General features: G+C 66.5%; 8 protein-coding genes and 1 pseudogene. All 9 read left to right on the top strand.

The genetic code is table 11. From position 1 onward, the window contains the following. Window positions 1–1899, top strand: a 1899-nt coding sequence (locus FBZ87_RS29695) for an autotransporter family protein (protein WP_246134351.1), incomplete at its 5' end; no start/stop codon positions are given. Window positions 1900–2146: 247 nt separating this feature from the next. Continuing rightward, window positions 2147–2359, top strand: a pseudogene (locus FBZ87_RS30210) (DUF5990 family protein); the annotation flags it as partial. 378 nt (window positions 2360–2737) lie between these two features. Further along, window positions 2738–3496, top strand: coding sequence for an arsenical resistance protein ArsH (gene arsH, locus FBZ87_RS11410; protein WP_145610420.1), 759 nt, complete (start codon window positions 2738–2740; stop codon window positions 3494–3496). Between the two features lie 75 nt (window positions 3497–3571). Further along, window positions 3572–3925, top strand: coding sequence for an ArsR/SmtB family transcription factor (locus FBZ87_RS11405; protein ID WP_145610419.1), 354 nt, complete (start codon window positions 3572–3574; stop codon window positions 3923–3925). A 26-nt stretch (window positions 3926–3951) separates the two neighbouring features. Continuing rightward, on the top strand, window positions 3952–4461 hold the full coding sequence (locus FBZ87_RS11400; RefSeq protein WP_145610418.1) for an arsenate reductase ArsC: 510 nt from the start codon (window positions 3952–3954) through the stop codon (window positions 4459–4461). Next, on the top strand, window positions 4458–5288 hold the full coding sequence (gene arsC / locus FBZ87_RS30205) for an arsenate reductase (glutaredoxin) (RefSeq protein ID WP_145610417.1): 831 nt from the start codon (window positions 4458–4460) through the stop codon (window positions 5286–5288). The genes FBZ87_RS11400 and arsC overlap by 4 nt, the downstream gene beginning before the upstream one ends. A gap of 23 nt (window positions 5289–5311) precedes the next feature. Then, window positions 5312–6337: an ACR3 family arsenite efflux transporter gene (gene arsB / locus FBZ87_RS11390; protein ID WP_145610476.1), complete on the top strand. Its 1026-nt coding sequence runs from the start codon at window positions 5312–5314 to the stop codon at window positions 6335–6337. Between the two features lie 246 nt (window positions 6338–6583). Beyond that, window positions 6584–7675, top strand: coding sequence for an AraC family transcriptional regulator (locus tag FBZ87_RS11385; protein WP_246134350.1), 1092 nt, complete (start codon window positions 6584–6586; stop codon window positions 7673–7675). 153 nt (window positions 7676–7828) lie between these two features. After that, window positions 7829–10150, top strand: coding sequence for a TonB-dependent receptor (locus tag FBZ87_RS11380; RefSeq protein ID WP_186454704.1), 2322 nt, complete (start codon window positions 7829–7831; stop codon window positions 10148–10150). Window positions 10151–10182: the final 32 nt, after the last annotated feature.

Below are 10182 nucleotides of genomic sequence, written 5' to 3'. Positions count from 1 at the left end.
GGCATCACCGGCCTCAGTGCCAATGCCGTGACCAGCGGCAGCACCCTGTTGGCGGCGGCGGGCAACGACTACATCGGCGCCAGCCTGGATACGCTGAACAATACCGGCACGGTGGCCAGCCCGACCGCGCTGTACATCGCGGCCACCGGCGCCCTGGGCACCTTGGCCAACAGCGGCACCATCAGCGGCAACGTCGTGAACCTGTCGGCCAATGACCTGGTGGTCGCGGGCGGTACGGACGCCGCACCGGGCGCCCTGACGGGTGGCACCATCACCAATACCCGGTCCGATCTACGCTTCGTGCGCGGCGTCATGATGCTGAACGACCGCATCACCGTCGGCAGCCACAGCGTGGTCAACAGCGGGGCCACCTTGCTGGTGAACAGCGCGGTCAACATCACGGGCAGCTACAGCCAGACGGCGGGCAATCTGGTCATCGGTGTCAGTTCCACCACCAGCTACGGCGCCCTGGTGATCAGCGGCAGCGCCAGCCTGACGGGCGGGTCGGTGACCCTGGCGGCGGTCAATGGCGGCCAGCTGTCGGCGGGCAGCTACACCATCGCGTCGGCCGGCTCCACGCTGACGACCAGCAACCTGACCCTGACGGCCGCCGGCTACACGGTCACCAGTTCCACCATCACCGCCAACGGCGCCACGGACCTGGTCCTGACGCTCAGCAGCGGCAGCGGCGGGACCACCGGCCCCACGGGTCCGACCAACCCGGCCACGCCCAGCACCCGGTATACGGCGGTGGGCCTGGCGGCGGGCGGCCCGGGGGTGGGCACCGGCCGGGCGCTGGACGTCATCGCCAACAGCGGCAGTGCGGCGGCCCAGGCCTTCCAGACGGCGGTGCTGACCCGCCTGTCCAAGCTGTCGGGCGAGGCGCAGCAGCTGGCCGTGACCCAGCTATCGCCCAGCCAGCTGACGCCACAGATCAACACCTTCTCCGTCACCCCCTCCACCAACGCCATCAGCCAGCATCAGCAGCATGCGGCGGCGTACATGGATGGCCCAATGGGGGATGTAAACGGCAAGGGGGCGGCCGCCGGCTCCGATGGCCAGCAGGGGGCAGTGTGGGGCGAGATCCTGGGCGGCGGCGTGCTGCGCGGCAACAATGCCGACGCTGCGGGCTATAGCGGGACCACGGCCGGCTTGGTCATCGGCGCCGACTGGTACGCCAATGACACGGTTATGGCGGGCCTGGCCTTCAGCTGGCTGAACGGCTCGGTCAACGGCGAGGGCACCGCCGCCGGCGGCCAGACCAAGGCGGCCAGCTACCAGCTGACGGCCTACAGCGTCTGGCGCCCGGATTGGGCGGACCAGCGCCTGTCGGTCGAGGGCCAGGCCAGCTTCGGCTACAACCATTATGATCAGCGCCGCTGGATCGGCTTCCTGGGCGCCCGCGCCAACGCCAATTATGGCGGGGAGCAGTACCTGGGCAAGGTGACGGTGGGCTACGACCTGCCGGTCTCCGCCAGCTTCACCCTGACGCCGCAGGCCAGCCTGCGGGCCGTGCGCCTGACCAACCACGCCTATGACGAGCATGACGCCGGCGTGGCCAACATGGCGGTGGGCGCCCTGAAGGTGGACAACCTGACGCAGGAGCTGGGCGCCAAGCTGTCGGGTAAGATGGACACCGGGCTGGGCCGGCTGCTGCCGGACCTGCGCCTGGTCTGGGTGCACGACTATCTGAACAGCCCCATCGCCACCACGAGCGTCCTGGCCGGCACCAGCTTCGTCAGCAGCACCGGCCGCACCGCCGCCGACGGCCTGGGCATCGGCGTGGGTGCCACCCTGGACCAGGGTGATGGCTTCAAGCTGCGGCTGGAGTATTCCGGCGAGCTGCGCCGCGATTACCAGAGCCATGCTGGTGTGTTGCACGCCACCTTCGACTTCTGAGTGGAGGCGAGCGGCGGTCGCCATCCCCCTCCGTCATCGGCCATCAACCAGATAGGGGTGGGATGGTGGCACGGACTTTGGACTGAACTGATGGCGGGGCGACGCGATGGGAATTGATCCTTTTAAACTGCCGCTGCGCATCGTAGTGGAAGACCCCCTGCCAGGTCTCGCGATGGCGTTGCAGCAAGGCAAAGCGGAGAAACTCAGGCTCACTTCGCCGACCCGTTGATCGACCGAAGAAGCCGTTTTCGATTTGGAGGTGACAGTGGCAGGCTGCTTGGCAGACGGGAGGCCGCGATTGCTGGGACCTTTCGTCCAGGGCTCGCCCAATACGCGATTCATTTACCTGTCGGTAGGCCAATACGCCGGCCAGGCCGATTCTCCGTGGGCGGGTCGGGTCAAGATTCCGCTGACAGAGATCAGTTGGGCGATGATCGAGGTTCTGGGGCAGGGCCGTTAACGGCACGGATTGCGGGCCGTTCTGATAAGGGCGGGCCGGCCCTCGCCTCGGTTCGCCTGCTGCAGCCGGGCTGGGTTGAGCAAGAACCGCTGTAGCGTCCCCCGTGGAGAATGGTCCTGGCCGGCTCAGTTGGCGCTGATCAGGGCCATTCTGTTTTGGGTCTGGAGCGCCTGGAAGATGACACGCCAAAGGCTTTGAGCCATCTGGACTGTTAACCGGGGTGACCCGACGACTCCATTAAAGTCAGTAAAATCAAATTGGTATCGTGCCCATCGGCGCCCAGGCCGGGCAACGAACAACAGTCAACATGGCGGCGTGTTCACCCTCTATCCTGCGGGAGAGTTGACTATTCTATAATTGTCGAAATATGGTATAGCCATGATCGACCTACCCAACATTGACGCTCTCCGGTTCGACGCCCCCGACCTGGACAAGCTTACGCCCAAGCGGATTTCCACCCATCCGCCGCGCATCCTGCTGCTCTACGGTTCGCTGCGGGAGCGGTCCTACAGCCGCTTCCTGACGCAGGAGGCGGCCCGCCTGTTGGAGCGGTTTGGATGCGAGACCCGCATCTTCGACCCCGCTGGCCTGCCGCTGCCCGACAGTGTGCCGCCCACCCATCCCAAGGTCGCGGAACTGCGCGAGCTGTCCATCTGGTCCGAGGGCCAGGTGTGGTGCTCGCCCGAGCGCCACGGCACCTTGACCGGCGTGTTCAAGAGCCAGATAGACTGGCTGCCGCTGGAGACGGGCAGCGTCCGGCCCACCCAGGGCCGCACCCTGGCGGTCATGCAGGTGTCGGGCGGCAGCCAGTCCTTCAACGCCGTGAACGCCATGCGGGTGCTGGGCCGCTGGATGCGGATGGTGACCATCCCCAACCAGTCGTCGGTGGCGAAGGCCTATCAGGAGTTCGACGACGACGGCCGCATGAAGCCGTCCGCCTACTACGACCGCGTGGTGGACGTGATGGAGGAACTGGTGAAGTTCACCCTGCTGGTGCGCGACCGCTCCGACTACATGGTCGACCGCTACAGCGAGCGGAAGGAGGCCGCCGCCAAGCTGCCGAAGCCGGACCTGAGTGCCCCCGACTTGGGGGCGATTGCCATGAGCCATGAGAAGCCGGTGCCCGCCTCGGAATGACGCCGCGGTTGGTACCGTCGCACCGCCCGTGAACCATCCCCGGCTTGACCGTGTAATTTCTACGATTGTCGCGATATGGAACCGAAAGCCGCCATCGACGCCTTTGCCGCCCTTGCCCAGGAAACCCGCCTGAGCGTCTTCCGCCTGTTGGTGCAGGCGGGGCCCAACGGCCTGACCGCCGGGGACGTCGCCGCCCGCGTGGCAGTGCCGTCCTCGACCCTGTCGCACCACCTGGGCCTATTGGAACGGGCGGGCCTGCTGCGCTCCTGGCGGGTGCAGCGGCAGATCTTCTACGCCACCGACTACGAGGGCACCCGCCGCCTGCTGGCCTTCCTCATGGAAGATTGCTGCCAGGGCCTGCCCGAACTGTGCGGCACCGGGATCCCCGAGATGATCGACTGCTGCCCGAAACCCACCATCGACGCCTGACGGCCGCCATTCAGCCCGGGGTTTCCATGACCGACCGCGTTTTCAACGTCCTGTTCCTCTGCACCCACAACAGCGCCCGCAGCATGATGGCGGAGAGCATCCTGAGCCGTATCGGCGGCGGCCGCTTCCGCGCGTTCAGCGCCGGCAGCCAGCCGTCGGGCCGCATCAACCCGGTGGTGAAGGCGCTGCTGGAGCGGCTGGGCTATGACGTCACTGGCCTGCGCTCCAAGACTTGGGACGAATTCGCTGGCCCGGGCGCGCCGGAGATGGATTTCGTGTTCACCGTCTGCGACAACGCCGCCGGCGAGGTCTGCCCGGTGTGGCCCGGCCACCCGGTGAGCGCCCATTGGGGCTTCGCCGACCCGTCGTCGTTCGAGGGCTCCGACGCAGAGAAGGCGGCCTTCACCGCGGGCATCTACGGCCAGATCGAGCGGCGCCTGCAGGCCTTCACCAGCCTGCCCCTGGTCTCGCTGGACCGCATGGCCATCAAGCGCCACCTGGATGACTTGGCCACCCATCGGGAGTTGGCGGCATGAGCACGGTCACCCTCTACCACAACCCCGCCTGCGGCACGTCGCGCAACGTCCTGGCCATGATCCGCCACGCCGGTGCCGAGCCGGAGGTGATCGAGTACCTGAAGGATCCGCCCAGCCGGGAGGTGTTGGCCAACCTGATCCGGCGCGCGGGCCTGACGGTGCGCCAGGTGCTGCGCCGCAAGGGCACGCCCTATGCGGAGCTTGGCCTGGACGATCCCAAGTGGACCGACGCCGAGTTGCTGGATTTCATGATGGCCCACCCCATCCTGATCAACCGGCCCATCGTGGTCACGCCCCGGGGCGTGACGCTGTGCCGGCCATCCGACGTCGTCCTGGACCTGCTGCCCGACCTGCCAGACGCGGATTTCGACAAGGAAGAGGGGGCGCCCTTCCTGAAGGATGAGCCGATCCCGGCCACCGATCCAAGCCTGGTGGCCGCGCTCACGGCCGCCAGCCTGCCGGTGGCGGACCTGGCCGATGGCGAGGGGCGGTTCTTCGCCTACCGAACCCTTGGCGGCACACGGGCGGGCTATGGCGGCTACCTGCCGCTGGACGCCGACATCCTGGTTCGCTCCGTGATGGTACCGGAGGCGGTGCAAGGCAAAGGCATCGGCCGCAACCTGGTGGCCCTGCTGCTGCGCCGCGCCTGGGAGGAGGGGCACCAGCGGGCCTGGCTGTTGACCACCTCCGCCGGCGGTTTCTTCGAAAAGGCCGGCTTCAAGCCCGTGACCCGCGACCAGGCCCCCGCCGCCGTCCTGGCCACCCCCCAGGCCCAGGGCCTGTGCCCCTCCACCGCGACGCTGCTGTCGCGCACCATCACCGTCTGAGGACCGCCCTCATGTCCGGCGCCATGTCCCGCTTCGAACGCTACCTCAGCCTGTGGGTGGCGCTGTGCATCGTGGCCGGCATCGCCCTGGGCCATTTGCTGCCGGGCCTGTTCAGCACCGTGGCGGCGGCCGAAGTGGCCAAGGTCAACCTGCCGGTGGCGGCGCTGATCTGGCTGATGATCATCCCCATGTTGCTGAAGATCGACTTCGGCGCCCTGGCGCAGGTGAAGGAGCATTGGCGGGGCGTGGCCGTCACCCTGGCCATCAACTGGGCGGTCAAGCCGTTTTCCATGGCGCTGTTAGGCAGCCTGTTCATCGGCACCCTGTTCGCCGACCTGCTGCCGGCGGGCCAGGGCCCGTCCTACATCGCCGGCCTGATCCTGTTGGCGGCGGCGCCCTGCACCGCCATGGTGTTCGTCTGGTCCAACCTCTGCGAGGGCGAGCCGCATTTCACCCTCAGCCAGGTGGCGCTGAACGACCTGATCATGGTGTTCGCCTTCGCGCCCCTGGTGGGCCTGCTGCTGGGCGTGGCCTCCATCACCGTGCCCTGGGCCACCCTGGCGCTGTCCGTCGCGCTCTACATCGTCGTGCCGGTGGTGGTGGCGCAGGCTTGGCGCCGAGCCCTGCTGGCGGGTGGGGAGGCGCGGCTGAAGCGGGTCCTGTCCATGCTGCAGCCCCTGTCCCTGGTGGCGCTGCTGACCACCCTGGTGCTGCTGTTCGGCTTCCAGGGGCCGCAGATCCTGGCCCAGCCCCTGGTGATCGCCCTGCTGGCGGTGCCCATTCTGATCCAGGTCTATCTGAACGCCGGCTTGGCCTATCTGCTGAGCCGCCAGTTCGGCGTGGCCTGGTGCGTGGCGGCCCCGGCGGCCCTGATCGGCGCCAGCAACTTCTTCGAGCTGGCCGTGGCCGCCGCCATCAGCCTGTTCGGCCTGAACTCCGGCGCCGCCCTGGCCACGGTCGTGGGCGTGCTGGTGGAGGTGCCGGTCATGCTGTCGGTGGTGCACCTGGTGAAAGCCAGCCGGCCCTGGTACGAGCGCGGCGCCGTGTGATGGGGGCGCCGGCCGGAGACGGCCCCAAGCCGTCGGGCCGACTGTACGGCTGACCGGCAGTATCGCCGCACCCTCTAAACATCCAAGCGGTCGCTTGCCGTGGTGCGCATGCTGTCGTGGGGAGAAGCTATCGCAAGGCACGCACAGTCACCCGGCCCTTGCGGCGGGGATGGGGCGCTGCAAATAATGGATGCCTTGCGGTATGCGACATCGGCCCGGCCACGTCGCCATAAGAACGAATACGGGATGGAAGAAGAACCCACGGGAAAAACGGGGTTGGATGGCGAGGCGGTCCGGCAACTGCTGCAAGGCGCCGTGCTCAAAGGGTTCGACCCCCATGCGCTTTTACGGGACGCGGCGATCGATCCGGCGGTTTACGGGAACGCGCGCGCCGCGATCGATGGCCAAGCCCTGGTCCGACTGATCCGTCGGATTCAGTTCGCACTTGATGACGTCTATCTCGGCTTCTTCGCCCAAGGCTGTCGCCTCGCGCTTGAGGCCGAGCGTCTCCTGTCCTTCCTGCATTGCGCCACCCTGGGCGAGGCGCTGCGGGTCAGCATCCGCTTCACCGACGCGATGTCCGCCGATGTGGGGCCGGGCATCACCGAGGAGCACGGATCCGGCCTTCAGCACATCTGCAAGTACCAGACTATCCCGGGTGTAAACCGGGACATCCTGGTCTGGATCAGGTTCGTCTGGATCTACCAGTTCTTCAGTTGGCTGATCGGCCGTCCGCTGGTGCTTCGCGGTCTTTCCATCCGGGGGCCGCGCCCCATCCAGGAAAACGGCTTCGACCGGTTCGCGCTGTTCCGCTGTCCCGTGCAATTCGACGCGCCGGTGGATGCCTTGTCTTATGACTGGGACGATCTGGCGGTGCGCCTGGTGCACAGTTCCATCAAGGAATATGACGATTACTACGCGAGTGAGCCCGACTGGTTCGACATTCCCGACCGTGGCCCGACCTGGCGGGAGCGGACGCAGCAGGTGCTGATCGATTTCCAGCGCGCCGGCCTCTGGTCGGCGCCGGTCGAGGTCGTCGCCGCGCGCCTGCGGACTCGACCCAGGCGGCTTCGCCAGGATCTGTCGCTGGAAGGGGAATGCTTCCAGGACATGAGGACGCGCCTGCGCGGGGAACTGGCCGCCGCCTACCTGCTCGCGAGCGACCTGCCGATCACGGAGATCGGCCTTACCGTGGGGTTCAGCGAACCCGGCAGCTTTTCGCGCCATTTCTGCGCCTGGGCCGGAATGACGCCATCGGCCTATCGCACCGAATACATGGCCGACGCGGCAAAGGTCGGCGCCGCGACCGTCCTTCTCAAGGATCGGCGGATCGCATAGGGCGGGATGGGGCCGCGCGGCCCCCCCATGTCACTTCCGCCAAATCATGGCGTCAGCCGTGTCATTGCCTCTCGTCCGGCAAATGCGAAGATCCGCCTCGACCGGGGGCGTGAGATCCCCGGCGTCAATCGCATCAAAAGGGAGGGGGAGGACATGAGCAGCTTGAGGCTGATCCGTCGCGCGCGCGCGCTGGGGTTGGGGGCGACGGCGCTGGTCGGTGGATGCCTGGCCACTGGCCAGGTGTGGGCGCAGGCCCAGACCCAGGGCGCCACCCAAGGGGCCGCCGTTCAGCCGCAGAATGGCGCTTCCGCCGCCCCGGCCGACACCTCGCGCGACCTCGGCTTGGAGGAAATTCTCGTGACGGCCGAAAAGCGCGCCGAAGGGCTGCAGAACATCCCGATAGCGATCACCGCCGTCTCGGGCGAAACGCTGGAGAAGGCCGGCGTGAAGGAGGTGGGCGACCTTGTCCAACTCGCGCCCAGCCTCCAGTTCGGCACGCGCTCCACCAACGTGTTCATCGCCATGCGCGGCATCGGCCAGGCCGGGCAGGACATCGGCAGCCAGTCGGGCGTGACCGTGTCGCTCGACGGCGTTCCCTTGCTCAACCATTTCATGATGAACCCGTCCTTCCTCGATGTCGAACGGGTGGAGGTCCTCCGCGGGCCGCAAGGCACCATCCAGGGCCGCAATGCGACGGGTGGCGCCATCAATGTCAACAGCAAGGCCCCGACCGATCAGACCGATGCCGAACTGGCGCTTACCGGTGGCAACTACGCGCGTTTCGGGGCTAAGGGGTTCGTGAACGTGCCGCTGTCCGACAAGGTTCTGACCCGCGTCTCCTTTCAGCGGGACCGTGCGGACGGCTGGACGGACAACGCGTATCTCGGCCGACACAACGACAACGCCGACCTCACCGAGGTGCGCGGCCAGCTGTTGGTGAAGCCATCCGAAATCTTCAGCATCAGCGCGCTGGTCGATTACACGCGCGACCGCAGCGACCCATCATTCAATCTTCTGCTGGGCCGCGCCGATCCGGCCAGGCCCACGCCGGCCGAAGTGCCGGGTTATGCGTATCCCCGCAACAACATTGACGACCTGACCTTCTATTTCAACGAACCCAATCAACGGGACGTGGAGGACGTCAGGGCCACCCTGACCGCGCACCTGGACCTGGGGCCGGACACGTCGATTACCTCGACCACAGGCTTCATCAAGCACGATATCGACCTGACCAACCTTGATGTCGACCTGACGCCGGTGGCCAGCGCGCGGTTCGATCTCATCGGCCTGTACGCGAAGCAGGTGACGCAGGAACTTACCGCGACCACGGACGTGGGCAGCCGGGCGGATCTGGTCGCCGGCCTGTTCTACATGCACGGGGATTCGAGTGAGCCGCTGTACCTCAGCACCGCGGCGGTCAAGAATCTGCTGGTCTATCTTCCCGCCGAGACGCTGGACTCGTATGCGGCCTATGCGCAGTTCCGCTACAACCTGACCGACAATCTTCGTGCGACGGCCGGCGGGCGCTATACCCTCGACTCCAAGTCTTACGCGATGGATGCTACGTCGGGCGGGCTCCACTATCTTCTGGCCGACAAGGATATCTGGAAGGCTTTCACGCCCCGCTTCGTGCTTGACTACGCACCCCAGGACAACACGTTGGTCTATGCCAGCGTGTCCCGTGGCTTCAAGTCGGGTGGCTTCAACACCCTGGGCGACATCACGCAGCCGGTTAATTTCTTCAATCCGGAATATGTCTGGAACTACGAAATCGGCACCAAGGCCAAGTTGTTCGACAACAAATTGCGCATGGGCCTTACCGCGTTCTATGCCGACTACACCAACCTGCAGCAGACCGTCTTCCGCACGAACGTGCAGACGGGGGTGCAGTTCCCGAAGGTCGAGAACTCGTCCGCCGCCACGATCAAGGGCGTCGAGTTCGAAGTCGAGGCCATTCTGGCCGAAGGGCTGAAGGTGGCCGGGGCGGCCACGCGCCTCGATACGGCATTTGGGAAGTTCTGCAACAACGACCCGCTGTATCCGGCCCTGCCGACCGCCGCCGCGTGCGTGGGGGTGACCAGCGATGGCCAGGCTTTGCCGCCCGGTGCCAAGAACTTGGAAGGCAATACGCTTACCCAGGCGCCGAAATGGCAGTTCAATGTGTCCGGCGAGTACGTCTTCCCGGTTTCCAGCGCGCTGGAGGTCACCGCGCGCGCCGATTACAAATGGCAAAGCAGGGTCTATTTCGACATCTACAACAACCCGCTCGTCTCCCAGGACGGGTACGGGCTGTTCAACGCGTCGATCGGCCTGGGCACCTTCGACAAGGCCTGGTCGCTGACCGGCTGGGTCCGCAACGCCTTCGACGTCCGTTATATCAGCCAGGCGAACACCAGCCCCGGTGCGACGGCGTACACCGCCGGGTCCATCGGCATGCCGCGCATGTACGGGGCGACGCTTTATCACCGGTTTTGAGCGAGCGGCGAGGCCTGGGTTACCGCGCGGTC

This window comes from Nitrospirillum amazonense (genome assembly GCF_007828035.1).
Lineage (GTDB): Bacteria > Pseudomonadota > Alphaproteobacteria > Azospirillales > Azospirillaceae > Nitrospirillum > Nitrospirillum amazonense.
The sequence above is the reverse complement of the archived record's forward strand: the minus strand, read 5'-3'. Positions and strand labels throughout refer to the sequence as shown.

Excerpts from the sequence above, each read along its gene's own strand:
- arsC (WP_145610417.1), top strand. The coding sequence starts at position 4,458 with ATGAGCACGGTCACCCTCTACCACAACCCCGCCTGCGGCACGTCGCGC.
- arsB (WP_145610476.1), top strand. The coding sequence starts at position 5,312 with ATGTCCCGCTTCGAACGCTACCTCAGCCTGTGGGTGGCGCTGTGCATC.
- FBZ87_RS11385 (WP_246134350.1), top strand. The coding sequence starts at position 6,584 with ATGGAAGAAGAACCCACGGGAAAAACGGGGTTGGATGGCGAGGCGGTC.
- FBZ87_RS11405 (WP_145610419.1), top strand. The coding sequence starts at position 3,572 with ATGGAACCGAAAGCCGCCATCGACGCCTTTGCCGCCCTTGCCCAGGAA.
- FBZ87_RS11400 (WP_145610418.1), top strand. The coding sequence starts at position 3,952 with ATGACCGACCGCGTTTTCAACGTCCTGTTCCTCTGCACCCACAACAGC.
- arsH (WP_145610420.1), top strand. The coding sequence starts at position 2,738 with ATGATCGACCTACCCAACATTGACGCTCTCCGGTTCGACGCCCCCGAC.
- FBZ87_RS11380 (WP_186454704.1), top strand. The coding sequence starts at position 7,829 with ATGAGCAGCTTGAGGCTGATCCGTCGCGCGCGCGCGCTGGGGTTGGGG.